Origin of the sequence: Pedobacter hiemivivus, from assembly GCF_005144565.1 — a bacterium.
GTDB lineage: Bacteria > Bacteroidota > Bacteroidia > Sphingobacteriales > Sphingobacteriaceae > Pedobacter > Pedobacter hiemivivus.
Genome location: NZ_SWDX01000005.1, coordinates 37,220 through 64,112 on the forward strand (window position 1 = coordinate 37,220; position 26,893 = coordinate 64,112).

At 39.4% G+C, this 26,893-nt stretch carries 24 protein-coding genes; 17 read left to right on the plus strand and 7 right to left on the minus strand.

Annotated features, from left to right (window positions below; genetic code table 11):
* Positions 1–2 precede the first annotated feature (2 nt).
* From FBD94_RS13410 to FBD94_RS13440, 7 genes are all read left to right on the plus strand, one after another.
* Positions 3–884 carry a hydroxypyruvate isomerase family protein gene (locus tag FBD94_RS13410; protein ID WP_136880548.1) on the plus strand — a complete coding sequence of 294 codons (882 nt, stop codon included), beginning with the start codon at positions 3–5 and terminating at the stop codon, positions 882–884.
* Between the two features lie 10 nt (positions 885–894).
* Positions 895–1,773 carry a sugar phosphate isomerase/epimerase family protein gene (locus FBD94_RS13415; protein ID WP_136880549.1) on the plus strand — a complete coding sequence of 293 codons (879 nt, stop codon included), beginning with the start codon at positions 895–897 and terminating at the stop codon, positions 1,771–1,773.
* Positions 1,774–1,923: 150 nt separating this feature from the next.
* Entirely contained in the window at positions 1,924–2,916 is a 993-nt protein-coding gene (locus FBD94_RS13420) for an aspartate-semialdehyde dehydrogenase (protein WP_131611374.1), read from the plus strand.
* A 79-nt stretch (positions 2,917–2,995) separates the two neighbouring features.
* Positions 2,996–4,408: a D-alanyl-D-alanine carboxypeptidase/D-alanyl-D-alanine endopeptidase gene (gene dacB, locus FBD94_RS13425; RefSeq protein WP_136880550.1), complete on the plus strand. Its 1,413-nt coding sequence runs from the start codon at positions 2,996–2,998 to the stop codon at positions 4,406–4,408.
* Between the two features lie 50 nt (positions 4,409–4,458).
* Positions 4,459–6,423 carry a beta-N-acetylhexosaminidase gene (locus tag FBD94_RS13430; RefSeq protein WP_136880551.1) on the plus strand — a complete coding sequence of 655 codons (1,965 nt, stop codon included), beginning with the start codon at positions 4,459–4,461 and terminating at the stop codon, positions 6,421–6,423.
* Positions 6,424–6,439: 16 nt separating this feature from the next.
* Entirely contained in the window at positions 6,440–7,249 is an 810-nt protein-coding gene (locus FBD94_RS13435; protein ID WP_136880552.1) for a tRNA pseudouridine synthase A, read from the plus strand.
* A gap of 89 nt (positions 7,250–7,338) precedes the next feature.
* Complete coding sequence (locus FBD94_RS13440) at positions 7,339–7,797, plus strand: DoxX family protein (protein WP_136880553.1); 459 nt, start codon at positions 7,339–7,341, stop codon at positions 7,795–7,797.
* 19 nt (positions 7,798–7,816) lie between these two features.
* On the opposite strand, the gene FBD94_RS13445 is transcribed toward FBD94_RS13440, so the two are convergent.
* From FBD94_RS13445 to FBD94_RS13460, 4 genes are read right to left on the minus strand one after another with little or no spacing between them, the layout of a single operon-like run.
* The gene (locus FBD94_RS13445) at positions 7,817–8,326 is read right to left on the minus strand and encodes a shikimate kinase (protein ID WP_136880554.1); all 510 of its coding nucleotides are present in this window, start codon (positions 8,324–8,326) and stop codon (positions 7,817–7,819) included.
* Positions 8,327–9,382 (minus strand): ABC transporter permease, encoded by a 1,056-nt coding sequence (locus FBD94_RS13450; RefSeq protein ID WP_136880555.1) that lies wholly within the window; start codon positions 9,380–9,382, stop codon positions 8,327–8,329.
* Positions 9,383–9,384: 2 nt separating this feature from the next.
* Complete coding sequence (locus FBD94_RS13455; protein WP_136880556.1) at positions 9,385–10,536, minus strand: BT_3928 family protein; 1,152 nt, start codon at positions 10,534–10,536, stop codon at positions 9,385–9,387.
* Positions 10,536–11,078 (minus strand): DUF1599 domain-containing protein, encoded by a 543-nt coding sequence (locus FBD94_RS13460; protein WP_136880557.1) that lies wholly within the window; start codon positions 11,076–11,078, stop codon positions 10,536–10,538. The genes FBD94_RS13455 and FBD94_RS13460 overlap by 1 nt, the downstream gene beginning before the upstream one ends.
* A gap of 72 nt (positions 11,079–11,150) precedes the next feature.
* On the opposite strand from FBD94_RS13460, the gene folP reads away from it, so the two are divergent.
* The 3 genes from folP to FBD94_RS13475 all read left to right on the plus strand — a co-directional run bounded on the left by folP (position 11,151) and on the right by FBD94_RS13475 (position 15,335).
* Positions 11,151–12,017 carry a dihydropteroate synthase gene (gene folP, locus FBD94_RS13465; protein WP_136880558.1) on the plus strand — a complete coding sequence of 289 codons (867 nt, stop codon included), beginning with the start codon at positions 11,151–11,153 and terminating at the stop codon, positions 12,015–12,017.
* A 61-nt stretch (positions 12,018–12,078) separates the two neighbouring features.
* Positions 12,079–12,870, plus strand: a complete 792-nt coding sequence (gene cdaA / locus FBD94_RS13470; protein WP_136880559.1) for a diadenylate cyclase CdaA — start codon at positions 12,079–12,081, stop codon at positions 12,868–12,870.
* A 101-nt stretch (positions 12,871–12,971) separates the two neighbouring features.
* Positions 12,972–15,335 carry an ATP-binding protein gene (locus FBD94_RS13475; RefSeq protein ID WP_136880560.1) on the plus strand — a complete coding sequence of 788 codons (2,364 nt, stop codon included), beginning with the start codon at positions 12,972–12,974 and terminating at the stop codon, positions 15,333–15,335.
* Positions 15,336–15,387: 52 nt separating this feature from the next.
* Here the strand turns inward: FBD94_RS13475 and FBD94_RS13480 are convergent, their stop codons facing one another.
* Complete coding sequence (locus FBD94_RS13480) at positions 15,388–15,798, minus strand: BrxA/BrxB family bacilliredoxin (RefSeq protein WP_136880561.1); 411 nt, start codon at positions 15,796–15,798, stop codon at positions 15,388–15,390.
* Positions 15,799–16,005: 207 nt separating this feature from the next.
* Here FBD94_RS13480 and FBD94_RS13485 point away from each other — a divergent pair, with 207 nt between their 5' ends.
* Entirely contained in the window at positions 16,006–16,314 is a 309-nt protein-coding gene (locus tag FBD94_RS13485; RefSeq protein WP_136880562.1) for a hypothetical protein, read from the plus strand.
* A gap of 70 nt (positions 16,315–16,384) precedes the next feature.
* On the plus strand, positions 16,385–17,701 hold the full coding sequence (gene ahcY, locus FBD94_RS13490; RefSeq protein ID WP_131611400.1) for an adenosylhomocysteinase: 1,317 nt from the start codon (positions 16,385–16,387) through the stop codon (positions 17,699–17,701).
* Positions 17,702–17,782: 81 nt separating this feature from the next.
* Here ahcY and FBD94_RS13495 read toward each other — a convergent pair whose 3' ends face one another.
* On the minus strand, positions 17,783–19,357 hold the full coding sequence (locus FBD94_RS13495) for a mechanosensitive ion channel family protein (RefSeq protein WP_136880563.1): 1,575 nt from the start codon (positions 19,355–19,357) through the stop codon (positions 17,783–17,785).
* 23 nt (positions 19,358–19,380) lie between these two features.
* Between FBD94_RS13495 and FBD94_RS13500 the strand changes: the two genes are divergently transcribed.
* The 4 genes from FBD94_RS13500 to FBD94_RS13515 all read left to right on the plus strand — a co-directional run bounded on the left by FBD94_RS13500 (position 19,381) and on the right by FBD94_RS13515 (position 24,267).
* A complete protein-coding gene (locus FBD94_RS13500; protein WP_136880564.1) occupies positions 19,381–20,100 on the plus strand; it encodes a pyridoxine 5'-phosphate synthase in 720 nt (239 codons plus the stop codon).
* Positions 20,101–20,184: 84 nt separating this feature from the next.
* On the plus strand, positions 20,185–23,061 hold the full coding sequence (gene gcvP / locus FBD94_RS13505) for an aminomethyl-transferring glycine dehydrogenase (protein ID WP_136880565.1): 2,877 nt from the start codon (positions 20,185–20,187) through the stop codon (positions 23,059–23,061).
* A 74-nt stretch (positions 23,062–23,135) separates the two neighbouring features.
* Positions 23,136–23,729, plus strand: a complete 594-nt coding sequence (locus tag FBD94_RS13510) for a YceI family protein (protein ID WP_131611407.1) — start codon at positions 23,136–23,138, stop codon at positions 23,727–23,729.
* A gap of 142 nt (positions 23,730–23,871) precedes the next feature.
* On the plus strand, positions 23,872–24,267 hold the full coding sequence (locus FBD94_RS13515; RefSeq protein ID WP_131611409.1) for a response regulator: 396 nt from the start codon (positions 23,872–23,874) through the stop codon (positions 24,265–24,267).
* Between the two features lie 6 nt (positions 24,268–24,273).
* Here the strand turns inward: FBD94_RS13515 and FBD94_RS13520 are convergent, their stop codons facing one another.
* On the minus strand, positions 24,274–25,038 hold the full coding sequence (locus tag FBD94_RS13520) for an MBL fold metallo-hydrolase (RefSeq protein ID WP_131611411.1): 765 nt from the start codon (positions 25,036–25,038) through the stop codon (positions 24,274–24,276).
* A 142-nt stretch (positions 25,039–25,180) separates the two neighbouring features.
* On the opposite strand from FBD94_RS13520, the gene recJ reads away from it, so the two are divergent.
* The gene (recJ, locus tag FBD94_RS13525; protein WP_136880566.1) at positions 25,181–26,887 is read left to right on the plus strand and encodes a single-stranded-DNA-specific exonuclease RecJ; all 1,707 of its coding nucleotides are present in this window, start codon (positions 25,181–25,183) and stop codon (positions 26,885–26,887) included.
* Positions 26,888–26,893 lie beyond the last annotated feature (6 nt).

The window sequence follows — 26,893 nt, forward strand, 5'->3', positions numbered from 1 at the left end:
AGATGAGTGAGAATTTAAGCAGAAGAACTGCATTGAAAAATATTGTTGCCGGAACTGCCGCTTTAGGTGTTTCGGCGGCTATACCCACTTTTGCGCTGGAACAAACTAAATCCACCATGCTAAAAGGAAATATAAACCACTCGGTATGCCGCTGGTGCTTTGGCAAAATGGAGTTAGATGATTTGTGCATCGAAGCAAAGAAAATTGGGATTAAAGCTATTGATCTGGTAGGTCCTAAAGATTGGCCTATACTAAAAAAACACGGGTTATACTCCTCTATGTGTAATGGTGCAGAGATCAATTTAGTGGATGGCTGGAATGATCCACAATTTCATGCTACGCTGATTAAAAACTATTCGGAAATGATTCCGAAAGTTGCTGAGGCTGGTTATACCCAACTGATTTGCTTTAGCGGCAACAGACGTGGTAAAGATGATGAAACTGGGCTTAAAAACTGTGTTGAGGGCTTGAAACAGGTATTACCACTAGCTGAAAAGCATGGTGTGGTATTGGTTATGGAGCTATTGAACAGCAAAATAAACCATAAGGATTATCAATGTGATCATACGGCTTGGGGTGCAGAATTGGCGAAAAGACTAGGATCTGAGAACTTCAAATTGTTATACGATATTTATCATATGCAGATTGATGAGGGCGATGTGATCCGTAATATCCAGACTTTTCATCCATACATTTCTCACTACCATACTGCGGGTGTACCGGGCAGAAATGAGATTGATGATACACAGGAATTATTTTACCCTGCGATTATGAAAGCAATCCTTGCAACCGGATTTAAAGGCTATGTGGCACAGGAATTTATTCCAAAATATGCAGATAAAATAAAATCATTAAGAGATGCCGTAAATATTTGCGACGTTTAAATTCATAAATATGAACTCAAGAAGAAGTTTTCTAAAACAAACAGGTCTTGCCGCAGCAGGGGCACTTTTATTACCATCTTTTGCCTTTGCAGCGGGGTCGAAAAGAAAAGTTGGCATACAATTGTATTCACTTAGGAAAGAACTTCCTACTGATGTAAAAGGTGTAATAGAAAAAATTGCAAAAGCAGGATACAAAGAGGTAGAGACTTATGGTTTTTCACCAACTGGTGGCTACTGGGGTCTTGACGCTAAGTCATTTAAAAGCTTACTTACTGCGAATGGCTTAACTACCCCGAGTGGGCATTTTGGTCTTGATGATTTCATCAAAAGCGGCAACAAGGATTTGTTAAAACCATATATAGAAGGAGCGGTAGCAGTTAATAATAAATATTTTACCATCGCTTATTTAGGGGAGCCAGTCAGAACGTCGCTTGAAGATTACAAAAAGATTGCAGGCCGCTTAAACGAAGCAGCTGAATTGGTGAAACAATCGGGTTTAAAATTGGCCTACCATAACCATGATTTTGAATTTAAAAAGTATGAAGGTGGAACTACAGGTTATGACATTTTATTGAATGAAACAGATAAAAACCTGATTAGATTTGAAATGGATTTGTACTGGGTAGTACGCTCAGGAAATGATCCAGTTGCGATGTTCAATAAATACCCAGGCCGTTTCCCAATGTGGCATGTAAAGGATATGGACAAGGCGAACAACGGTATAAATACTGAGGTTGGTTCGGGTACCATAGATTTCAAGAACATATATAAACATGCCAAGCAAGCTGGTCTTGAGCACTTAATTGTAGAGCAAGAGAACTTTTCGAAGGATCCTTTTGTAAGCATTAAGCAAAGCTTCGATTATGTAAACCGTGAACTGATTAAGTAAGAGAAATTCTTAACAAGATATTGGGGAGTGGTTGTCAAAAGCCACTCCCCTTTTTTATGATTGAAAAAATGCCCATATTTGGAAACTTATTATTTCACCATAAATACAATTATTAAATAATTAAAAACAAGTAAAACAACAAATTAAAAGATGAAAATTGCAGTAGTTGGAGCCACCGGTCTGGTAGGCACCGTAATGTTAAAAGTATTAGAAGAGCGTAACTTCCCGTTAACCGAATTGATCCCTGTAGCCTCTGAGAAGAGTGTTGGTAAGGAAATCACATTTAAGGGTAAGAAGTACGCTGTTGTAAACATGGAGACTGCGATTTCGATGAGACCTGATATTGCGTTGTTTTCTGCAGGTGGCAGCACTTCATTAGCTGAGGCCCCTCGTTTTGCTGCAGTTGGTACTACAGTAATCGACAATTCATCTGCATGGCGCATGGATCCGTCGAAAAAGCTGGTTGTGCCTGAAGTAAATGCAACTGAATTATCAGCTGATGATAAGATCATTGCAAATCCGAACTGTTCAACTATCCAAATGGTGGTGGCTTTAAAACCACTTCATGATAAATATAAGATCAAACGCGTTGTCGTTTCAACTTATCAGTCTGTAACCGGAACTGGTGTAAAAGCTGTTGAACAATTGATGAACGAGCGTAAAGGAATAACTGATGGCCCTATGGCTTATGCTTATCCTATCGATTTAAACGTAATCCCTCAGATTGATGTTTTCCAGGATAATGGATACACCAAAGAAGAGATGAAAATGATTTTGGAAACCCAAAAAATTATGGGCGACAACAGCATTAAAGTTACAGCTACAACAGTACGTATTCCGGTAATGGGTGGTCACTCTGAGTCGGTAAACGTTGAGTTTGAGAACGACTTTGATGTAACTGAAGTGAAAAACCTATTGGCGAATACTGAAGGTATCATTTTAGTTGACGATCCGGCAAACCTTAAATATCCAATGCCTAAAGATGCGCATGAGAAAGATGAGGTATTTGTAGGAAGAATCAGACGTGATGAATCATTGCCAAACACATTGAACATGTGGATTGTAGCGGACAACCTACGTAAAGGTGCTGCAACCAATGCGGTTCAGATTGCTGAATACCTTGTAAAGAACCAACTGGTATAATTTTATAAATTATAAACGTTAGAGTGATGTATGAATAGCTTTTATCAGTTATACATACATCACTTTTTTTTTAAAGCATATGTCTAAAAGATCAAGATTACCTTTTTTAGCACTACTCTTCATCTGTAGTATCTCTTTTGCACAAAGCCCGATACAGAAGCTGGAGAAAGCATACAGTGCTTTTCAGTCGGACCCACAGGCTAAATATGCCAGCACCTCACTTTGTGTTTTGGATGCCAATACCGGCAAACCACTGTTTACACATAACGAGCAGGTAGGTCTGGCCACAGCCTCTACCTTAAAAGTCATTACTGCTGCCACGGCATTTAGTGTACTTGGAAAAGATTTTCAATTTCAAACAACTTTGGCTTACACCGGAAACATTACTACTGAGGGTGTTTTAAAAGGGGACTTAATCATTATTGGCAGTGGCGACCCTACATTGGGTTCTGATCGATACCAAAACAAAGAAAACGCGGTACTCAGGGAATGGATTGCAGCGATCAAAAAAGCAGGCATAAAAAGGATCGAAGGAGCCATTATTGGTGATGACCGTATATTTGGTACACAAACTACCCCCGAAGGTTGGACATGGCAAGACATGGGAAACTATTACGGTGCTGGCACATCTGGATTATCATGGCGCGAGAACCAGTTTGACCTCCATTTAAGGCCAGGATCAAAAGTAGGTGAACCGGCTAAGCTATTAAAAACAGTCCCGGAGATCCCTTACTTAAAAGTTGTTAATGAACTTAAAACTGGTGCTCAAGGCAGTGGAGATCAGGCCTATGCTTTTTTACCGCCATATGCGTCTACCGCTTATATAAGAGGCACATGGGGTTTAGGTATTGGCAAATCAAGCATTTCGGCGGCGCTCCCCGACCCTGCTTTTGATTGTGCTTACCGTTTACAAGACACTTTAAAGCTATTGGGTATCACTGCTACGCAACCGGCTACCACAACCCGGATCATGGCTTTAAACGAGCGACCTATCCCGGAGATTACGCAAAAAATCAGCACCATAACTTCGCCTACACTATCAGAAATGACTTATTGGTTTTTAAAAAAGAGTATTAATCTATATGGTGAGACCTTACTGAAGGCTGTCGCCATAAAGTCTGGCAAGAATGCTACAACTGATGACGGAGCAACCGCAGAAATTAACTTTTGGGCTGAGAAAGGCATTGATAAAAATGCACTAAATATTATTGATGGAAGTGGCCTATCTCCAGCAAACCGTGTTACAACAATGGCCATAGCGAATGTTTTGTTTCAAGCACAGAAAGAAGCCTGGTTTGGCGACTATTATAAAGCCTTCCCAGAATATAATGACATGAAAATAAAGAGTGGCACCATAAATAATGTATCTGCTTTTGCAGGTTACCATACCAGTGCTGCCGGCAATAAGTATATCATCGTTATTAATATCAACAATTATTCAGGTTCAGGCATCAACAAGAAACTATTTACCGTATTGGATGCGTTAAAGTAATTGGTAAATTGCAGCCGTTTCCAGAATTTATAATCCGCTAAAATTCATTAATGAAAAATATCTTCTCCCTTTTGTGTTTTTTCTTACTCAGTTATTCAGCTATCGCGCAAACGTCTGTTGCACAAAATACCATGTCTTTAGAAACACCAGATCCTGTTAATTTACCTCAGGATATTGCCATTATACCAGAGCCAGTAACTGTTGTGAAGCATGAAGGCCACTTTACTTTGCCTGCCAATGTAACGATACAGTGTCCTGCAGTACCAGAAACACATCAGCTCCTTGTTTTTTTACAAGAAAGATTATCTGTACCTACAGGCAGCTATGTATCCACAGTAAGTAACAAATCGGGAATAGCAAACATCAAACTGTCTCTAAATGATAAAGCAGATCCAGTACTTGGAACTGAAGGATATCAGCTATCAGTAACACCAAAACACATCAGCATAAAGGCAAATCATGCTGCTGGGTTATTTTATGGCGTGCAAAGTTTGCTTCAGTTATTCCCTGCGGCTATTGAAAGTAAAGAACTTGTAGAAGGAATTGAATGGAAATCGCCATGCGTTGAGGTTACAGATTACCCCCGCTTAGGCTGGAGAGGTTTAATGTTTGATGTTGCCCGTCATTATTTCACAAAGGATGAGATCAAACAATACATCAATGCGATGGTGCGCTATAAATACAACATTCTTCATTTACACCTAACGGATGATGAAGGCTGGAGAATAGAAATAAAAGGCTTACCTAAATTAACCGAGGTAGGTGCATGGAGTGTACGAAAAGTAGGTGAATTTGGGAATTTCATCCCTCCTACTGCTGATGAGCCACGCAATTATGGTGGCTTTTATACACAGGAAGATATTAAGGAGCTGGTACAATATGCAAAGGAGAGATTTGTAAATATCCTGCCCGAAATTGATGTACCAGGTCACAGTTTGGCTGCAATTGCTTCCTATCCGGAGCTATCTTGTACGCCAGGTGCAGAAAACTATAAAGTGCGCTCTGGCGAACGCATTATGGACTGGTCTAGAGGGGCCCCTCCAACTGCTTTGGTTGACAATACGCTTTGTCCTGCCAATGAAAAAGTATATACCTTTCTGGATACGGTCATTACGCAGGTAGCTGCACTTTTCCCTTTTGAATACATCCACATGGGTGGCGATGAAGCTCCTTTCAATTTCTGGGAAAAGAGTGATGCCATCAAAACGTTAATGCAAAAAGAAGGATTAAAAGATATGCACCAGGTACAAGGCTATTTTGAAAAGCGTGTACAGAAAATAGTGGAATCGAAGGGAAAGAAATTTATTGGTTGGGATGAAATATTGAATGGTGATATGTCGCCTAGCGCTGCTGTCATGGCTTGGCGCGGGACGAAATACGGTATTGAGGCGGCCAAAAAACAACATGAGGTAGTGATGAGTCCTAGCACTTATGCTTATCTGGATTATATGCAGGCTGATGCGATAACGGAACCAAGAGTATATGCTTCGCTCCGCTTAAGCAAATCCTATGAATTTGAACCTGTTCCGACAGGTGTCGATCCTAAATACATCAAAGGGGGCCAAGCCAATTTATGGGCCGAGCAGGTATACAACATCCGCCAGGCTGAATACATGACCTGGCCAAGGGGAATGGCGATTGCAGAATCGGTTTGGTCGCCGGCAGCCAAGAAAAACTGGCCAAACTTTTTTGGCAGAGTAGAACAGCATTTTAAGCGATTAGACATGGCGGAGACTAAGTATGCGCCAAGTGTGTATGATCCTATTTTTAAAGTAAGCAGATCAGCTGATAGACAGCTACAGATAGAATTGAGTACAGAGGTTCCAGGATTGGAAATTTATTACAGTTTTGACAACTCTTTCCCTGACCGTTTTTATCCGAAGTATACGGAAAAATTAACACCTCCGAAGGATGCAACCATGCTGAAGGTAATTACATACAAAGGCAAAACGCCTATAGGCAGGATGATGAACATGCCAATTGAAGAACTAAATAAACGCGCAGGAAAAAAATAACATTAAAAGAAAGAGATTGAGATATTTTGTTCACATAGGCTATAACGGATTAAAGTACAATGGCTGGCAAAAACAGCCTGGCGTAATGAATGTACAGGGCGTTATAGAGCAGGCGCTTAGCCAGGTATTAAAAACCCCTATATTTATTAATGGTTGTGGCCGTACGGATGCACGTGTACATGCTAGTCAGTTTTTCTTTCATATGGATGTGGAGCAACCCTGGGATTTCGACCTGATGTTCAGGATGAATAAGGTGTTGCCGGGCAACATTGCTATTTTTGACATTATCCCTATGGATGGTATGCAGCACGCCCGTTTTGATGCCGTACAACGATCGTACGACTATTTCATACATACTTATAAGAATCCTTTTTTAAACGGCCTGAGTTCGTTTTATTTACTGGACAAACTAGATTTCGACAAGATGCAGCAGGCGGCAGCCATATTGCCAAATTATAAAGACTATAGAGCCTTTTGCACCAGTCCGGATAAATACGAACACACCTTATGCTATGTCAAATCGGCTAGTTTATCAGTCGACGAGAATGGCGACCATCTTCGTTTCCAGATTTCTTCCAATCGTTTTCTGAGTAAAATGATCAGGATCATTATGGGACAATTGTTAAAAATTGGCAAAGGAGTATTGAGTGTAGAGGAGTTTGAAGGTTATCTGATCAATAATAAAACGCCGGATTTAATCACTCCCGCACACCCCGAGGGACTTTATTTATCTAAAGTTACTTATCCTTATTTGAATCTGCCACCGAGGCAACAGTTCTCATCTGTGCTACAAATGCAGGCCGACCTCTGCTGGAAACAAGTATAAACCATTTATTGTTAATATTTTACTATTGTTTCTCTCCTAGGATTTAGTTAACTTTAATAGAGGACTTCATTAAAAAGAAGGCGTTCTGTATGACAGTTATTCAAAAAATTGAGCACTGGGGCGATGTCCATCATGCCAAATGGCTGGATGTTATCCGAATTGTATTAGGCCTGCTCATCTTTAGTAAAGGTATTGCGATAGTCAGCAATACAGGTGCACTTCAAGACATGATTTTGCAAAATGACACTTATGGTTTCTCGGGCTTCATGTCAAGCTTGGGATTACATATTGTTGGTTTTGTGCATCTTGTAGGTGGCCTTTTTATTACCCTTGGACTGCTTACCCGCTTTTCGGCGGTAATTCAGATTCCAATATTACTATGTGCAGTGTTCTTTGTCAACCTGTCGCGCGGATTTTCAGTTCTTAACAATGAGTTATGGTTATCTATCATTGTATTGCTGTTACTGGTATTGTTTTGGATTGTGGGCTCAGGACCGTTCTCTGTTGATCAGGCCATGAAGAAAAAACCTGACATTTTTAGAAAATAGCATATAGCAGGAATACGATCTATTGCCTGCTCAATATCATTGCCCTCATCGCATCTGCGGTGAGGCTAATTCCATTTACCGTTACGAGGGCGCGTTTGTAAAATACATCCCTCTCAAGCAGTTTACTTTCGATAAATTCGATCATTTGTGCTTCATTAAGATCCCTTAACAAGGGTCTTTTTTCCTTACCACCTTCCAGTCGTTTGGCCAATGCGGCAGCAGACATTTCAATGTATATAGATAAACCATTTGCATTCATCCATTCCATGTTATCAAAAAAACATGGTGCACCACCGCCTGTTGCCACAACGGCATTTGCAGGATAATCAAAGTTCTTTAATGTTTCGCTTTCCAGCTTTCTAAAAGCTGCTTCGCCATGTATTGAAAAATAATCCGCGATTGTTGTATCCAGACTTTTCTCAATCTGATGATCAAGGTCAATAAATTCGTATCCCAATTTTACGGCTAGCTTTTTTCCCATTGTGCTTTTACCACAGCCCATAAAACCTACTAAAAAAATCTTCATCATTTACGCCAATTTTACCCTTGGATCTACAAAGGCATATAATACATCTACCAAAATATTAATTATTACGAATACGAATGCTATAAAAAGAATGGAGCCCATTACGACTGGGAAATCAGACATTTCCAACGCATTTACCGTTGCTCGGCCCAGGCCATTGTACCCAAATATATATTCTACAAAGAAAGATCCTGCCAATAAAGAGGCAAACCAGCCCGATATCGCCGTAATCACAGGGTTTAGTGCATTTTTTAAAGCATGCTTATAAATAATCACATGACGACTTAGCCCTTTTGCGCGGGCGGTACGAATATAATCCTGTGCCAGTACATCAAGCATCGCGCTTCGGGTTAACTGGACAATAATGGACAATGGTCTCAACCCTAAAGTAACCATGGGCAACCATAGATTTTTCCAGGTCATGATTTCCCCTTTAAAAGGATCGTAGCTATATAAACTACCCGACATATTGAGTCCGGTACAATCACTCAGTACAAAGCCAAACAGCCAGGCGATAATGATCCCGGCAAAAAAAGAGGGTGCCGAAATACCTAGAATAGCGAAGGAGTTGGCCGCTTTATCTATCCAGGTATCTTTATGAACTGCCGAAAGCACGCCTAGAAATACCCCAATCAATGTTGCAAATATCATGGCCGTAAGGGCCAATATAAAGGTATTGGGTACAGTCTCGGACAATATCGTGGTTACATCACGTTTGGTTTGATAAGAGCGCCGCAGGTAAGGCCATTTAATTGCCAATACCTCGTCACCAAATGAAATCAATTTTACGTAATGATATTTCTCTTTGCTTTCTGCTGTATTTTCGTGGACACCGAGCGGTGAGAGATCATTCAGGTAAAGAAAGAACTGTGCTGGTTTAGACCTATCCAGCCCAAATTCCTTACGCACAGCCTCGATAGAAGATACATCTGCCCGTTGTCCCATAGTCATCCTTGCCGGATCACCTGGTAATATATTAAACAAAATAAACACCACTACAATAACGCCCGCCATTACGGCAAATCCATATAAGATTTTTTTGACGGCGTATTGAAACATAGTTATTTACTAAAATACATATCTGCAAGTTTATCAAAAGAAGGCACCGTATTGTAATGCCATTTGTTGACCACCACCCCATTTTTAAGTAATATTACGCCAGGGTTTGACCTAACCATACTTTTTAAAGGTACAGCATCGCCATAAAACACTTCAGCAAACAACTTCATACGTTTGCTAAATACATCTGCATCACTGGCGGAGTTTGAAGTTAACAAAACCGTTCTGATATTAAACTGCTCAGCAGCATTTAATGCCAGGGCATTAAGCTGAGCTATGGCATTCTCATTGGTTTCTTTTAAATTGTAGGCTACAATAACCAGGTTATAATAAGGATTCTCTATGAGTTCTTTGGTATAATCGGTACCTGAAGCATCAGAAATCAACAAATCTTTGATCTTAGGTTCATATCCTTTTTTTACCAAAACCTTATCTGGGTCACCTACGATTTCCCAGTTCTCGTCCTTCCATATCTCTGTTTTCAGGTAATCTTTATCACTCATCACCTTCTTTTCGCCCGTTTTCTTGTTCTGCATTTTGTACATAATGGCATACTCATCACCTTTTTCTCCTTCAGGGATTTTCATCAACTGAGGGAGATTTGCACCTATTTTATAAGGTAAGAAATCCAAAACAGGCAATGTGCTGTAAGTAAACACGCCAAATAAGGTAGAAGCTAGGGTTACAAAAGCAAATAAGCCCTGCTGCACTTTCAAGTTTTTAGTAACAGGTTTGATCAGGTCGTGATTGATGAACAAATAAATGATCAATGCCAATAGCACAAGGTCTTTAGAGAAGGATTGCCATGGGGTTAGAGGAATGGCATCCCCAAAACAGCCACACGATGTAACCACTTTAAAGGCGGCAGATACAAAAGTTAGGAAGGTGAAAAAGACAATCACTGCCAGTAATCCGCCAGTTACTTTTTTGCTCCAAAATCCAAATAGCAACAATGCACCCAATACAATTTCAAATACGCAAAGCAATATGGCAATTCCTGTAGCCATACTACCCAAAAAGGGCATATGGAATACATCAAAATACTCTTGTAATTTATAGCCAAATCCAAGCGGATCATTGGCTTTAATTAACCCTGAAAAAATAAAAAGGACACCAACAAAGATCCTCGAAAAGTTTAATGCAATCTTTCTCATTACTGAACACCCAATTTAATCAATGCAAAAACCGCATAATTTAACATATCCTGATAATTAGCGCTCACACCTTCTGATGCTAGTGTTTGTCCTGAATTATCTTCTATCTGTTTTACCCGAAAGATTTTCATCAAAATCAGATCCGTTAACGAACTAATGCGCATATCCCTCCAGGCTTCACCATAATCGTGGTTTTTATTGAACATCAATTCCTTGGTTTCATTTACTTTTGTATCGTAAGCGGCCTCAACGGCTTTCAGTTCCATTTCCAAAGGATCATGCTCGCTCAAATCCAATTGCATCATGGCAATTACACAATAATTAATGATGCCAATGTATTCGGAAGTGATGTCTTCCCCTACTTTAGATACTTTTTTCTCTTCTAATGTGCGAATGCGTTGCGCCTTGATGAAAATCTGATCGGTTATAGAGGCCGGTCTTAATATTCGCCACGCGGTTCCGTAGTCATTTGTTTTCTTTAAAAAAAGCGATTTGCAAACTGCGATAACAGCGTCGAATTCCTGAGATGTATTTGTTGCCAAAACAATTAAAATAATAAGTTCAAAACCCGTTTCAATACAACCCCTTTTTTATCTAAGTTTGTACTCGAAACAATGGCTAAAGATACATTTTTAAACCGAAAGACCACACTAAACCTAAAAGGTAAGCTGGTTGATTTAAGTACTCCCGCTGTGATGGGAATCTTAAACCTTACCGCTGATTCGTTTTATAGTGAAAGCCGCATCAGCTCCGTTGAATTGGCGTTAAAGCGTGCCGAAAGCATCATAAATGAAGGTGGCCTGTTTATTGATATTGGAGCTTACTCCTCCAGACCTGGGGCAGAGGAAGTTAGTGAAGCAGAGGAAGTAGACAAAATTGTTACAGCTGTGGCAGCCATTAGTGAGACTTTTCCTGATGTATTCCTTTCGATTGATACTTTTCGTGCCAAGGTTGCCCGGGCAGCAGTTGAAGCCGGGGCACATATCATAAACGATATCGCCGCTGGCAATATGGATGAGGACATGTTTGAAACCGTGGCGGACTTAAATGTTCCTTACCTCATTATGCACATGAAGGGAACGCCTAAAACCATGCAGCAGCATACCAACTACCATCATATGATGTTGGAAATGACCAGCTATTTCTCTGAGAAGGTAGATAGGCTTAAAAAATTAGGTGTAAAAGACATCATTCTCGATCCTGGCTTTGGTTTTTCTAAAACGCTTGACCAAAATTATGAGTTATTGCAGCATATGGAAGACCTCAACATTTTTGAACTTCCTGTTCTTGCCGGCCTTTCGAGAAAGTCTATGATCTATAAATTTTTAGGTGGCGGCCCTGAACAAGCATTAAATGGCACTACAGCCCTTAATACCATCGCCTTACTAAAGGGCGCTAACATTTTGCGTGTTCATGATGTAAAAGCAGCAGCCCAGTGTATAGCCTTGGTTGGAAAGACACAAGAGCAACAATATGGCTAAAAAATTCCTAACTTGGCGGTAGTTAAGCTGATGCATTTTTGCAAAACAACAATTAGACACATTGAAAACACTTGAATTCGATTTCTTAAAGATTACCGTTACAGATGCAGTAGACATAATTCTTGTTGCGCTTATCATATATTACATTTATAACCTCATCAAAAATACCCTTGCCGTAAACCTTTTACTGGGCATGGTGATTATACTGACGATACATTGGATAGTAGATGCGCTGAACATGAATCTGCTTTCCGGCATCCTTAATCAATTTATGAGTGTAGGAATCATCGCGTTGATCATAATCTTTCAACCCGAAATACGTCGGTTTCTGCTGCTTCTTGGAAAAAATACTTTTTTACAGCAAAACAAGGCATGGTGGGGATATTTGTTTGGTAGCAAAAATATCGAACAAAATAACCTGATTAGAATTAAGCCCATTATTGACGCCTGCAAAAGCATGAAAAAGTCGAGGACAGGTGCCTTAATTGTATTTGTCAAATTTTACGACGACCAACTTTTTGCCAATAGCTGCGAGCTCATCGACTCTAAAATATCAAAGCGCCTACTGGAAAGTATTTTCCAGAAGTATAGCCCCCTTCATGATGGTGCAGTTGTTATTGCTGAAAATAAAATTAAAAGCGCGAGCTGTATCCTTCCCCTAACCGATAATGATAAGCTACCGGCGCAATTTGGTCTGCGCCATCGCGCCGGTATCGGAGTGTCGGAAACTACGGACGCAGTTGCCGTTATTATATCAGAAGAGACGGGTGAAATTGCCTATGCCAAACAAGGAAGAGTACGAATGAACGTCTCATTTGGAGAGCTTGAAAAATTACTGAATAAGGATTTCTAATTTCCTTGCTATAAACTTCTTAATTACCATACATTGGCGTAAAAATTAAAATCATTAATCAATTAATTTAATATCATTAACTAAGTATTTCAATAATTCTTTTGAAGATAAAAAAGTATATATATAGCACACTACTGGTACTTTACTGCTTCTCAAGTTCCATTTTTGCAAAATCTCAAGCAACAGCTCCCCTTGCAAAAAATGGTGTAATAGACCTACGAGATCAATTGTTAGACCATAAAATTGCACTTGATGGCGAGTGGTTATTCTATTGGAATCAACTTTTAATGCCTGGTAAACCTGAGCTAAGCACAGGAAAGCTAGTCAATTTCCCTTTTAGGTGGACAGACAAAATAAATGGCAAAAGCTTTCCTTCTAAAGGTTTTGCGACTTACAAGCTGACCATCTTACTCCCTAAAAGCAACAACCCTTTAAGAATTGCGATGCCCGAAGCTTACAGCGCCTACCGTCTGTTTGTTAATGGACATAAAATGGCATCCAATGGGCATGTGAGCACAACTGCTAAAGATTTTGTTCCCTACTGGGAATATAAAACAGTAGAGTTACCACGTAACACAGATACCTTAACCCTATTGCTACAGATCGCAAACTTTACACATAGCAAGGGCGGCATTAAAAAGACGATGTGGATAGGAGATAAAGAAGATATTATTCTAAAAAGGAAACAGTCGGAAGCTATTGATTTATTGCTAACGGGCTGCCTGATCATGGGCGGCTTTTTCTTTTTAGGCCTTTATTTAATGGGCAACAGAGATAAAGCCATTTTATTATTTGCCTTATTCTCGATAGTTTATAGCTACAGAATTGTCGGAATAGACAACTATGTACTCCATACGATTTTACCTTATGTCAATTGGCAACTAACCGTACGCCTTGAGTATTTAACACTGTTTTTGGGAATAGGGTTATTCGCCTTGTATACACGTTACCTTTACCCGGCCGAAGTGAATATGGGCATTATAAGAGCCATCTGCTTACTCTGCTTTGGTTTTTCTTTAGCAGCACTTTTCCTGGCCCCGATCTATTTTACTCAATTAATGAATCCCTTCCTTGCAGTGATGCTATTCTGCCTGGTTTATGTACCTTATGTATATATGTTGGCCTACATCAGGAAAAGGCCTGGAGCCATTTACACCCTGATGAGTTCATTTGCCCTGATGCCGGTCTTTGCCGTGTCGCTGCTTCACTACTGGTCAATAATCCCTCAATTTCAACTACTTAGTTTCCTTTTCTACATTAGCTTTTTCTTTCTTCAATCACTTATACTTTCACATCGGGTATCATTTAAATTGAAAAAGGCAAGGGTTGAGGCAGAACAAGGATTAAAAGCAAAAAGTGAGTTTTTAAGTACCATGAGCCATGAGATCAGAACTCCGTTAAATGCAGTTATTGGCATGAGTCACCTGCTCTTAAAAAATACGCCCAGAAATGATCAGAAAGAGCAATTGGACGTGATGCTTTTCTCTGCAAACAATCTGCTCTCCATAGTAAATGACATTTTAGACCTCAATAAAATTGAAGCCGGAAAAGTCTCTTTTGAGCACATTGAGATGGATGTAGCTTCCATTGCCGGGAATATTGTTTCAGGACTACAGGGAGCTGCAAATGATAAGGGCATTGGCTTGACACTAAATGTCGACAAAGACCTAAAAAACAGACTATTGGGCGACCCTACCCGCCTATCTCAGGTGATAACCAACCTGGTACACAATGCTATAAAATTTACAAACCATGGTTTTGTGCAGGTAGGCGTAAAAGTGATTGCGCAAACTGATGACACTATAACGCTAAACATTGAAGTTACAGATACGGGCATAGGCATATCCAAGGATAAACAGCGTGTTATTTTTGAAAGGTTTACACAGGCTGACTCTTCTACGTCTAGAGGCTTCGGTGGAACCGGCCTAGGCTTATCTATTTGCAAACGCATACTAGAGCTTCAAAACTCATCCCTAAACCTGGTTAGTTACGTAGGAAAAGGATCTACATTTTATTTTGTACAGACCTTTGATAAGAGCCTAAAAACGCTAGAGCTTAATAAACTGGAACAATTACCAAATGAAAGTGAACAGTTACTTACTGGTGTCCATATCTTACTGGTTGAAGATAATCTAATGAATGTGCTTGTGGCGCAAAGATATCTGGAGCGCTGGGGCGCGACTATAGATGTTGCACTAAATGGGCAGGAAGCATTAGACAAACTCGATGTAAAAAAGCATCAACTGGTATTAATGGATTTACATATGCCAGTAATGGATGGTTATAAATCTAGTGCTAAAATGCGCCAGAATGGAGTTATTATCCCTATTATTGCACTTACGGCCAACCTGCCAGAGGAGATAGAATTAAGGGTAGCGGAAGCTGGGATTGATGACATCGTGATCAAGCCGTTTTTACCTGATGAATTGTACAGGAAGGTTTTACACCATATTTCTGCCAAATAAAAAAGGGCAATCTTTTCAGATAGCCCTTTTCATAAATCTTTCGTTTAAACGATTAGCAATACTGATCGAATGCACCGATCAAACTATCTGCAATCATTTGTGCCGGGCGACCTTCAATCTGATGACGCTCGATCATATGAACCAACTTACCATCTTTAAATAAGGCCATTGCTGGTGATGAAGGAGGAAAAGGCATCATATAACCTCTTGCTCTATCTACTGCTTCTTTTTCCATACCTGCAAAAACTGTAACCAGTTTATCAGGATGTTTTCCATTAGCTGCTGCCAGTCTTGCTGCTGGGCGCGCGTTTGCAGCGGCACAACCGCATACAGAGTTTACAACAACGAATACCGTTCCTTCGCCACTGATGGCGTTATCAACATCTTCTGCCGTTTTTAATTCTTCAAAACCTACTTTAGTAAGTTCTGCACGCATTGGTTCTACTAAATATTCTGGATACATATGCTTTAAGTACTTTTATAATTCCTATTTGAAGATACAAATGTACAGCACTTGTAGTTAGCATCAAAGGTTTAGCGGGTTAAGGAGATAGTTTTTACCATTAAATTACTTTGAACGGTTAGTTAGCGACCTGCTACACCGTTGCTATTTGGAAGAGAAAGTATACCTTTAAAATTCATTCTGAAAAGCATAAATTAAACTACAGAGATGATGAATATTAAAACACAGCCCTTGTTCCACCTAGAAATGGATCCTAATAAATTGGACTCAAAAATTAAAAGCTTTGAATACAATGGAAATCATTATCTATATGTATGCCATTTGAATGTGTATTCAACAAAAGCTGCAGGACACCCCGATGATCGTCCAGACCAGGTTAAGTATTTGATAAAAAGCTTTTATGGCAAATATCTTGACACAATAGTTCCTCTTAAGGATTTTGAAGCTAATAATTTTTATGAAAAACTAGCGGAAGATATTGACGCTCATTTGATTTCAACAGAGGGAAGTTATTAATTCCAAAAATGCTTTTTTGTAATTGGCAAAGGAATGCCGTAAATTTGCACTTCATTTAAACAAAAAAAATATGTCATCAGTAGAGACAACTTACGTTCCTTACAAAGTTAAGGACATTTCACTGGCAGAATGGGGCCGTAAAGAAATCGGATTGGCAGAGGCAGAAATGCCGGGCTTAATGTCATTACGTGAAGAATTCGGACCATCAAAACCTTTAAAAGGTGCCCGCATTGCAGGATGCTTACACATGACCATCCAGACTGCGGTTTTAATTGAAACATTAGTAGAACTTGGTGCTGAAGTGACTTGGTCATCTTGCAACATTTTCTCTACACAAGACCATGCTGCTGCTGCTATTGCTGCTGCAGGTATTCAGGTTTACGCCTGGAAAGGTTTAGATGAAGAGAGCTTTGACTGGTGTATCGAGCAAACTTTACATTTCGGTCCTGAGCGCCAGCCATTAAACATGATCTTAGATGATGGTGGTGATTTGACTAACATGGTATTCGATAGATTCCCTGAACTGATTGCTGCAATCAAAGGTTTATCTGAAGAAACCACTACAGGTGTACACCGTTTATATGAGCGCATGAAAAATGGCACTTTGCATTTACCTGCAATCAATGTAAACGATTCAGTTACTAAATCTAAATTTGACAATAAATACGGCTGCCGTGAGTCCTTAGTTGATGCGATCCGTCGTGCTACTGACGTAATGATGGCTGGTAAAGTTGCTGTTGTAGTAGGTTATGGTGATGTAGGTAAAGGTTCTGCAGAATCTTTAAGCTCACAAGGTGTACGTGTAATCGTTTCAGAAATTGATCCAATCTGTGCACTACAAGCTGCAATGGAAGGTTATGAAGTTAAAAAATTCGCTACAGCTGTTAAAGAAGCTGATATCATTGTAACCACTACTGGTAACTGTGATATTGTTCGTGCTGAGCACTTCAAAACAATGAAAGACAAAGCGATCGTTTGTAACATTGGTCACTTTGACAATGAGATTGACGTTGCTTGGCTAAACAAAAACTACGGCAATACTAAAATAGAAATCAAACCTCAGGTAGATTTGTATACTATTGATGGTAAAGACATCATTTTATTAGCTGAAGGTCGTTTGGTAAACTTAGGTTGTGCAACTGGTCACCCTAGTTTTGTAATGTCTAACTCATTTACAAACCAAACTTTAGCCCAATTAGAGCTTTGGACTAACACAGATAAATATGAGAACAAAGTATATGTTCTTCCTAAATATCTAGATGAGAAAGTAGCACGTTTACACTTAGCTAAAATTGGTGTAGAACTTGATGTTTTAGATCAACACCAAGCTGATTATATCGGTGTTCCAGTTGAAGGTCCGTTTAAACCTGAAGCTTACAGATACTAACCGTAACAACGAATACTAAATCTGTTAAAAATAGAAAAGGGATGCAATTATAAAATTGCGTCCCTTTTTCATTAAAATTATTTATGCTTTCTCCGGACTCACGACAGTACTGGCATTCCCATCTCTGATCGCCTGATAATGAGGAGACATAATCTCCACACCCGCAGTATCAAATGCAATATGAATGTTTTTATGAATTTCGGAATAAATAGCCGGCATTCGTTTAGGGTTACTGATATAAGCATTCAATTGGTATGACACGTACCAATCTTCCAAACTTGTCTGCAACACAAAAGGTTGTTTTTCTTTAACTACCCCTTCCGAAGCCAAAGCTGCATTGATCAGCAATTCATGCGCTGTAGCCCAGGGAATATCATAGCCCAACGTCACTGTACTATGAACAATTAGGCCATCCTGTGCAGCCAGACTACTATAATTTACAGTATTCCCATTTAGTATCGCGCTATTGGGAATGGTGATCACCTCATTTTTAAAGGTTAAGACACGCGTTACCAACAGGGACTTCTCTTGAACAGCCCCAGTGGTTTCGCCAATCTTAACCACATCGCCAACCCTAAATGGCCTCATATAGGTGATAACCATCCCGGCAACGCCATTACTAATCGCTGATGAAGACCCAAATGAGATCAGTACTCCTAAAAACACAGAAACACCTTTAAATATCTCGGAATTTGAGCCTGGAATAAAAGGCCAAATCACCACAATCATAAATGCATTTAGTACGATCTTCACAATGTTATACGTTGGCTTCGCCCAATCTGGGTAAAACCCATTGATCTTTAATCGCTCGGCGGCAATCTCATTAGAGAAAAACCGAATCACTTTTTTTATATAGTGAAAAACGACAACTATCACTGCTATGGTAATTAAATTGGGGATGAAGTCGATTATTGCGCTAAATATATTTTTTAAAGGATTAAGTACAAATCCGATCAAACTATCACTCCAGGGCTTGGTCCATGGAAAGAGCCGGAATACAATAGGAAGGGTAAGGTAAACCAGGATAAATATGACGACAATCTTAATCAGGTTCAATACCTTTTTGATCAGGAAGAGCTCATTTTTAGAGTTAATCAGCTCATAATTTTTAATCTTAAAGCCAGAAATTCTGGCATGAAGCTTAACACGCAACCAGGCATTGAATCGGTTTGAATACTTATTTAAAAAATAGATACACATCACCATAATGGCAATGATGAACAATCCTAATGCTCCTCGCTTTAATAACTCTGTGACATCTGTATCCTTTTTATATGTACTTATGTTCTCAGCAACAATATCTCGATAAGCCTTAGCCATCACCTCTTGATCCATTCTTACCGAGTCGGCATCTGTCTTCGATAAACTTAACAGCACATCACCCTTGTAAGCAATATCGATCAGCGCCGAGTCGTTCACTGTGATTAATGAATCTGACACAAAAAGCAGGTCTTCGGACAGCGCGACTACTTTCGCAGAGGTTCTTTCGGCCCTTTCGACGGCAGACAAAGAGCCTAATTTATTTTTAACAAAAAACAGCGTATCTGAATGAGCAATAACAGGATACCCTTTAAAAATACTTTTGGTTTCTTGAGCGTAGCTGATGTTGTAAACACTGATAAAGGCAATAAAAACAAATAGAGATCGTATGGACATAGTTATTTCTTTTATATTTGTGCATGGCACATCTATCAGTAAATATCAACAAAATAGCTACGCTTCGCAATAGCCGAGGTGGCAATAATCCGGACCTTGTAAAAGTAGCTTTAGATTGTGAGCGTTTTGGCGCTGAAGGAATAACGGTACACCCACGACCTGATGAAAGGCATATTCGCTATCAAGATGTTTTCGATTTAAAAGCCGTAATTGCTACAGAGTTTAATATTGAAGGCAACTGCAGAGAGGAAAAATTTGTAGAACTTGTTTTGGCAAATAAGCCTGCTCAAGTAACTTTAGTGCCAGATGCAGATGGACAACTTACCTCTAATCACGGATGGGACACCATAAAACATACAGCCTATTTAAAAGAAATGGTTAGCTTATTTAAATCCGCAGGCATAAGGGTCTCTATTTTTGTAGATCCGGTTGTAGAAATGATTGAAGCTGCTGCTTTAACCGGGACAGATAGGATTGAGCTATACACCGAAGCTTATGCACATAATTATTACGACAACAGAGAAAAAGCAGTTTTACCTTATGTTGCAGCCGCACATAAAGCGAATGAACTTGGCTTGGGCATTAATGCAGGGCACGACCTTGATCTGCACAATCTGAAGTATTTTGCTCAAAGTATTCCCGGCTTACTTGAGGTCAGCATTGGTCATGCATTAATCAGCGATGCACTTTACTTAGGCCTTGAAAACACCATACAAATGTACCTGCAACAATTGAAGCATTAATGCTTAAAAGTTTTATGAAGTCTTTTTGACTGAAGCTAAGGGTATTTTTTATTACCTTTGCGCAACTTTTTATTCATAGACTTCATGAGCTTAAATATTCATTACAAAGAGGACTTTAAAGACCGTCACATTGCACCTAATACACAGGATGCCAATGAAATGTTAAATACCATTGGGGTAGGTTCTATTGACGAACTGATTGCACAAACTGTACCACAAACAATCAGGTTAAAGCAACCGTTGAATTTGCCTAAGGCTAAATCTGAAAAAGATTACCTTGTAGCACTAAAACAAACAGCTTCTTTAAATAAAGTTTTCAAATCTTATATCGGCCAGGGTTACTATGACACCATCACTCCAGGTGTCATTTTGCGTAATGTAATGGAAAATCCAGGATGGTATACACAGTATACGCCATACCAGGCTGAGATTGCACAAGGCCGTTTACAGGCCTTGTTAAACTTCCAGACTACGGTGATTGACCTTACCGGAATGGAAATTGCAAACGCATCTCTTTTAGATGAAGGTACTGCTGCTGCTGAAGCTATGTTTATGCAATACAGTCTGCGTAAAAATCAAGGGGCTACAAAATTCTTTGTTTCTGAATTGTTGTTCCCTCAAACTATAGATATTCTAAAAACCCGTGCTAATCCTTATGGCATCGAGTTGGTAATCGGTGATCACCAATCATTTGAACTTAGCGATGAGTTCTTTGGTGCCATCATCCAATATCCTGCTGGTAATGGTGAGGTATTTGATTATACCGGCTTTGCACAAAAAGCACATGATAAAAACGTTAAAGTTACTGTTGTAGCTGATCTATTAAGTCTTACTTTGTTAACTCCTCCGGGAGAATGGGGTGCTGATGTTGTAGTGGGTACTTCACAACGTTTTGGTGTACCGATGGGCTTTGGTGGTCCACATGCAGCCTTCTTTGCGACTAAAGACGAGTACAAACGTTCTATCCCAGGCCGTATTATTGGTGTAACGATAGATAGCAACAACAATTACGCTTTGCGTATGGCTTTACAAACTAGAGAGCAGCATATCCGCAGAGATAAAGCAACCTCTAACATTTGTACTGCACAAGCTTTATTAGCCATTATGGCTGGTTTTTATGCTGTTTACCACGGACCTAAAGGCTTAAAACTAATTGCTGAGCGTACACATGGACTGGCTGTTACCCTAGCTAAATCACTAGAAAAATTAGGTTATAAACAACTTAACAAAGCATATTTCGATACAATCCAATTAGATCTGGGTGATCTTGCTGGCTCTATCCACAGCGAATGCTTAAACAATGAAATCAACCTGCATTACAATGGCAGTATTGTTACCATTGCTTTGGATGAAACTACTTCGGCTGAAGACATTCAATTGTTAACCAAAATATTTGCAAAAGTAAAAGGCGTTGCTGCTGATACAGTAGAAATGGATGATCAAAACGTGGAGACCGTAATTCCTGCGGCCTTACAACGTACATCTGATTACTTAACGCACCCAATATTCAACACGCATCGTTCAGAACATGAAATGTTGCGTTACATCAAATCTTTAGAAGCTAAAGATCTTTCACTTTGCCATTCCATGATTGCTTTGGGTTCATGTACCATGAAACTAAATGCAACTACAGAAATGATCCCAGTTACCTGGCCAGAGTTTGGTAAAATACACCCGTTTGCACCAGCAGACCAGGTTTTAGGTTATTATACGGTCTTTAATGAATTGGATAAATGGTTAAGCGAAATTACCGGTTTTGCCGCAATGAGTTTACAACCAAATTCAGGAGCACAAGGTGAATATGCAGGTTTAATGGTGATCAGAGCTTACCACAATGATCGTGGTGATGCACACCGTAACATTGCCTTAATTCCTTCATCGGCGCATGGTACTAATCCAGCTTCTGCTGCTATGGCAGGAATGAAGATTATCATTGTTAAATCATTAGAAAACGGAAACATTGATGTTGCTGATTTAAAAGCTAAAGCTGAAGAACATGCAGCAAACCTTTCTTGTTTAATGGTAACTTACCCTTCTACACATGGTGTATTTGAGGAAAGCATTATAGACATCTGTAACATCATCCATCAGAATGGTGGACAGGTTTATATGGATGGTGCAAACATGAACGCTCAGGTTGGCTTAACTAGCCCAGGTAACATTGGCGCTGATGTTTGTCACTTAAACTTACATAAAACATTCTGTATCCCTCACGGTGGTGGCGGTCCAGGTATGGGGCCAATTGGTGTAGCAAAACACCTTGTTCCTTATTTACCAGGACATGCTGTGGTAAACATTGACAATGGAAAATCTATTCATGCTGTATCCTCTGCACCATGGGGTTCAGCGTCTATCTTAATCATTTCTCATGCTTATATTGCTATGATGGGTGCAGATGGCTTAGCCAATGCTACCAGATATGCCATATTAAATGCGAACTATATGAAAGCGCGTTTAGAGCAACATTACCCAGTATTATATTCTGGAGCTAATGGACGTTGTGCGCACGAAATGATCCTGGATTGCAGGGGCTTTAAAAACTACGGAATTGAAGTGGTTGACATTGCTAAACGCTTAATGGATTATGGTTTCCATGCGCCAACTGTATCTTTCCCTGTGGCTGGAACCTTAATGATTGAGCCAACAGAGAGCGAGCCTAAGCATGAGCTTGATCGTTTCTGTGATGCTTTAATTGCCATCAGAAAAGAAATTTCATCGGTTGAGCAAGGTGACCTGGACAAAGTAGACAATCCTTTAAAAAATGCACCACATACAGCAGCTGTAGTTACAGGGGATGAGTGGAACCATGATTATAGCAGACAAACAGCAGCATTTCCGTTGCCTTATGTAGCAGCTTACAAATTCTGGCCATCTGTGGGTAGAGTTAACGATTCATTTGGAGACAGATCTCTGGTTTGTGCATGTCCGCCAATTGAAAGCTATATGGAAGAACAAGTATAATTAGTTTTTCATCGGCTAAACCTTTTGATATATTTACTTTCTAACTATATCAAAAGGTTTAAAAACGTAAAACAATGAAAATAAAACTCAGCTCGGTAGCATTACTTGTATTAGTAATCATTTCATCGGCTTTTATAGCCCCTGTATTAAAACCTGTTACTTATAAAGTTGATGTAGAGAAATCTTCACTAACCTGGACAGGTAAAAAATTAACTGGCAGTCATAATGGAACAATCGATCTTCTGTCAGGAAGCCTTCAATTTGACGGAAAAAAACTAGCAGGCGGAAATTTCGTGATCAATATGACTACCATAAAAGATGCTGATAAAAGTGCCAATCTGGAAAAACACTTAAAAGCCGATGATTTTTTTGGTGTAGATAAATTCCCTACCACTACTTTTGTGATTAAAAAAATTACTGCAGGAACTGGAAATATTGTAAACGTAACCGGAGATTTAACAATTAAAGATGTTACAAATTCAATTACTTTCCCTGCTCTTATCGCCTGGAATGCTGATGGTTCAGTAAGCGCTACTGCGGATAAGATTACGATTGACCGTACAAAATATGGCATTAAATTTAGGTCTAAAGGTATGTTTCCTGATATAGGTGACAAAATGATCTATGATGATTTTGATCTTTCCATAAAACTAATAGCCACGAAATAAGTTCTCTAGCGAAATAAAAAAGCCATTATTAGTAATGGCTTTTTTTTATGATAAAATAAATGTTTGCTACATAAACAATTTACATACATATTTCATAACTTTATAGGAACACCAACTTTGTGGCAAGGGGCCAATCAACTTTATGATGGATAATAAAATTAACCTTCTCGTTATTGATGACGATGACATTAACATCTTTATCATCAAAAAGATAGTTGAAAAGACGGGCTATAATGTCAATATGGTAGCCAAAGCAAATGGCCTCTTAGCTATTGAACATTTAAAAGCTACATTTGGTCATACCGACTTTCCGCAACTTATTCTTATTGACATTAACATGCCGGTATTGAATGGTTGGGAGTTTCTGGATGCCTATGAAGCCCTAAACGTGACCAAAAAAGTAGATATGTATATGCTTTCTTCTTCGGTATACGAGAATGATATAGAGAAAGCAAAAACCTATGCAAAGGTGAAAGGGTTTATTTCTAAACCCTTATCTATAGAAAGATTAATTGAACTTTTTAAGTTACTGGCTTAGCCCAGACTACGAAATCTTAAACTGTCCGTCTGTTAGGCTAACATAACCTGTGGCTCTGCTTTTTCCGTGATAAAACAGGCAATTCCAGTTTTCGGCAGCAGCCCTTATTCCAAACTCTTCCCTTAATTCCATCGCTTTCCGTCCGTCAAAGTCGTACTTAGCGATAAATTTCCTTAACAGTTCTTCAGGTTCAGGCAATACATCCCCACCAAAAAACACCTTATCAACTCCATCATCCAGTAAGTAAACCTGATGAAAAGGAGTATGAGCTCCAGTCAATTCGTAACTAATCTCATCCGTTAACTGTCCAGAACCTTCGATAAAAGTAAGCTGCGCATTACGTTGAAGAAATTCGAATATCTCTGTCTTGTAAGAGGAAGACTTATTGGTAAAGGCGCTCTCCCATTCGCCACGTTGAATAACATAATTTGCATGCGGAAAGCTCAACTCTATCTTACCTCCAAGGTGATGAATCATGCCTCCAGAATGGTCAAAATGTAAATGAGACATCAGTACCATGTCCACGTCTTCGGGATCAAACCCCGCTTTTTTAATGTTCTCATGCAAAATCAATTGTCCCTTATCATTACTATACCCAAGCCCGGTATCAAATAGGATCAATGAATTATTTAATTTTACCAGAAAGGGCTGCACATGAATAAACAAAGATGCGGGACGACTTTTAGGATCATCTGTCTCCGGATTAAAAGGGACAAATTTCTTATCCGCAGCAACAGAATAAGAACCTTCATATAAAGTGAAAACTTGCAATGGCGTAGTTATTTTAAGCAGAAATTAAATGATATATTTACGAATCATTGCAAAGATATGGAACCTGCATGAACTTCCTGTTCACAAATGACAACTATACGGTCATGCAAAATTCATAACGATTGATAAACAAACAAATACAATGAAGAAAAGATGGGTGCAGGCTATCCAAGGAAATCCTGAAACAACAGACTTGCTTGCACAAAAATTAAATATAGATAAGAGCTTAGCACAAATTTTGGTACAAAGAGGCATCTCATCCTTCGATGATGCCCGCGAATACTTCAGACCTGAGCTAGCCAAACTGCACGATCCTTTTTTAATGAAGGATATGGACAAGGCTATTGAGCGGATAGATACCGCGCTAAGCAAAGACGAGAAAATACTGATTTATGGTGATTATGATGTTGATGGAACAACTTCTGTAGCCCTGGCATTTAGTTTTTTTAACCAGTTTACAGATCGCATCGCTTATTACATCCCCGACCGACATAAAGAAGGCTATGGAATTTCTACTACAGGTATAGATTACGCAAAGACCGAAGGGTTTAGTTTAATTATTGCTCTTGACTGTGGGATAAAATCGACAGATAAAATCGCTTATGCAAATACCTTAGGTATAGATTTTATCATTTGCGACCACCATTTACCTGGTGATGAACTACCTGAAGCTATAGCCATTCTGGACCCTAAGCGTAAAGATTGCCCCTACCCTTTTAAAGAACTAGCCGGTTGCGGTATTGGCTTTAAATTGGCACAGGCTTATTGCATCACACATCAATTACCAGCAACGCAATACGAAAGATATATTGACCTGGTGATGGTGAGTATTGCCGCTGATATTGTTCCTGTAGAAGACGAAAACCGGATATTGGCCTACCATGGATTGATTAAGCTAAATACAGCCCCATGTATGGGCTTAAAGGCATTGATGGACATATCAGGCAAGAACAAGGATTATACACTTACTGATGTGGTGTTTACCCTTGCTCCCCGCATCAACGCTGCCGGAAGAATGGACCATGCAAATCAAGCCGTTAAAATGTTGTTGTGTACCGAAGACAATCTGGCCCTAGAGCAAAGCTTACTTATCAATTTACAAAATACAGATCGTAAAACATCAGATCAGAGCATTACTGCCGAAGCTTTGGCTTTAATTGGCGAGTGTGAGATCCTGGTGGGTAAAAAAACAACTGTTGTATATCACGAAAGCTGGAATAAAGGAGTAATTGGGATCGTTGCTTCGAGACTGACAGAAACCTATTATCGCCCTACTGTTGTGCTCACAAAATCAAATGGCTTATTAACCGGCTCTGCCCGTTCTGTAGCAGGATTTGATTTATATGAGGCCTTATTGGGCTGTGTGGATCTGCTGGTGCAATTTGGGGGGCATAAATTTGCCGCTGGCTTAACCATGAAACCAGAGCATATTGAAACTTTTGCAGATCGCTTTGAAGAGATTGTAAAAGCTACAATTACGGATGACCTGCTTTGTCCTGAAATAAAGATTGACAATGAAATTCGGCTTTCGCAAATAGATGGAAAGTTTCAGCGTATTATTGCGCAAATGGCCCCATTTGGCCCGCATAATCCGGCGCCTATATTTGTGACAAATGACGTAACTTTTGTAGGACGCCCATTTGTGGTAGGCACAAAACATTTAAAATTAACCATAAAACAACAAAATTCCCCTATTTTTGAATGTATCGGATTTGGGATGGCAGAAGAATTTGAACCTTTGCTACAACCAAACCAACCATTTTCCGTTTGTTATACAATTGAAGAGAATGTTTGGAAGGACCAAAAACGCTTACAGTTAAATATTAAAGGAATAAAAATCAATAATTAATATATA

Bases quoted from the DNA above. Each gene is read 5' to 3' on its own strand.
- gcvP (WP_136880565.1), top strand. From the start codon at position 20,185: ATGAGCTTAAATATTCATTACAAAGAGGACTTTAAAGACCGTCACATT.
- FBD94_RS13410 (WP_136880548.1), top strand. From the start codon at position 3: ATGAGTGAGAATTTAAGCAGAAGAACTGCATTGAAAAATATTGTTGCC.
- FBD94_RS13515 (WP_131611409.1), top strand. From the start codon at position 23,872: ATGATGGATAATAAAATTAACCTTCTCGTTATTGATGACGATGACATT.
- FBD94_RS13485 (WP_136880562.1), top strand. From the start codon at position 16,006: ATGATGAATATTAAAACACAGCCCTTGTTCCACCTAGAAATGGATCCT.
- FBD94_RS13440 (WP_136880553.1), top strand. From the start codon at position 7,339: ATGACAGTTATTCAAAAAATTGAGCACTGGGGCGATGTCCATCATGCC.
- FBD94_RS13455 (WP_136880556.1), bottom strand. From the start codon at position 10,536: ATGAGAAAGATTGCATTAAACTTTTCGAGGATCTTTGTTGGTGTCCTT.
- FBD94_RS13420 (WP_131611374.1), top strand. From the start codon at position 1,924: ATGAAAATTGCAGTAGTTGGAGCCACCGGTCTGGTAGGCACCGTAATG.
- FBD94_RS13450 (WP_136880555.1), bottom strand. From the start codon at position 9,382: ATGTTTCAATACGCCGTCAAAAAAATCTTATATGGATTTGCCGTAATG.
- FBD94_RS13415 (WP_136880549.1), top strand. From the start codon at position 895: ATGAACTCAAGAAGAAGTTTTCTAAAACAAACAGGTCTTGCCGCAGCA.
- FBD94_RS13430 (WP_136880551.1), top strand. From the start codon at position 4,459: ATGAAAAATATCTTCTCCCTTTTGTGTTTTTTCTTACTCAGTTATTCA.
- ahcY (WP_131611400.1), top strand. From the start codon at position 16,385: ATGTCATCAGTAGAGACAACTTACGTTCCTTACAAAGTTAAGGACATT.
- FBD94_RS13510 (WP_131611407.1), top strand. From the start codon at position 23,136: ATGAAAATAAAACTCAGCTCGGTAGCATTACTTGTATTAGTAATCATT.
- FBD94_RS13480 (WP_136880561.1), bottom strand. From the start codon at position 15,798: ATGTATCCAGAATATTTAGTAGAACCAATGCGTGCAGAACTTACTAAA.
- recJ (WP_136880566.1), top strand. From the start codon at position 25,181: ATGAAGAAAAGATGGGTGCAGGCTATCCAAGGAAATCCTGAAACAACA.
- dacB (WP_136880550.1), top strand. From the start codon at position 2,996: ATGTCTAAAAGATCAAGATTACCTTTTTTAGCACTACTCTTCATCTGT.
- FBD94_RS13495 (WP_136880563.1), bottom strand. From the start codon at position 19,357: ATGTCCATACGATCTCTATTTGTTTTTATTGCCTTTATCAGTGTTTAC.
- FBD94_RS13445 (WP_136880554.1), bottom strand. From the start codon at position 8,326: ATGATGAAGATTTTTTTAGTAGGTTTTATGGGCTGTGGTAAAAGCACA.
- folP (WP_136880558.1), top strand. From the start codon at position 11,151: ATGGCTAAAGATACATTTTTAAACCGAAAGACCACACTAAACCTAAAA.
- FBD94_RS13500 (WP_136880564.1), top strand. From the start codon at position 19,381: ATGGCACATCTATCAGTAAATATCAACAAAATAGCTACGCTTCGCAAT.